Source organism: Aphanothece microscopica RSMan92, from assembly GCF_046613545.2.
Lineage (GTDB): Bacteria > Cyanobacteriota > Cyanobacteriia > PCC-6307 > Cyanobiaceae > NIES-981.
In genome coordinates, this window is the sequence record NZ_JBKKKY020000555.1 from 1 (window position 1) to 440 (window position 440).

Sequence of the window (440 nt, forward strand, 5' to 3'; positions counted from 1 at the left end):
ACCCGCGCGCCATAGTGGCCGAGCGCGGCCATCAGCCCGTCGCGCGCGCTGTCGAGTTCGCGCAGCGCGCGGGCGCGCTCTGCGGCGTCCACCTGCGCCTGACGGGGGCGGAACAGATCCAGCGTCTTGTCGAGCCAGCCGCCCCCCGCCGCCGGGGGCCGGCGCACCAGCGTCAGGTAGAGATCGTTGAGGAAGAGCGCGCGCGTCTCCAGCCGGGCCTTCCAGCGCTGGTCCAGCGTGGCGCTGAACGGATCGGGGAAGGCGGCGTCCAGCGCCGGGCGCACGGGCGCGCGGATGACGTGATGCAGCAGCGCAAACCGGGGATGGGCGATCGCGCGCAGCATCGTGTCGCGGATCGCCTTGCGATAGTTCAGCTCCTCGGTGTCGGCGGTCTCGAACGAGAGGCCCTCCAGCTTGATCACCTGCACCAGCAGGCCGTC

At 72.3% G+C, this 440-nt stretch carries 1 protein-coding gene; it reads right to left on the reverse strand.

What is annotated here, in order from left to right:
* Positions 1–440 (reverse strand): hypothetical protein (locus tag ACLD7X_RS19025; protein ID WP_411425241.1); only part of this gene is annotated, 440 nt, incomplete at both ends.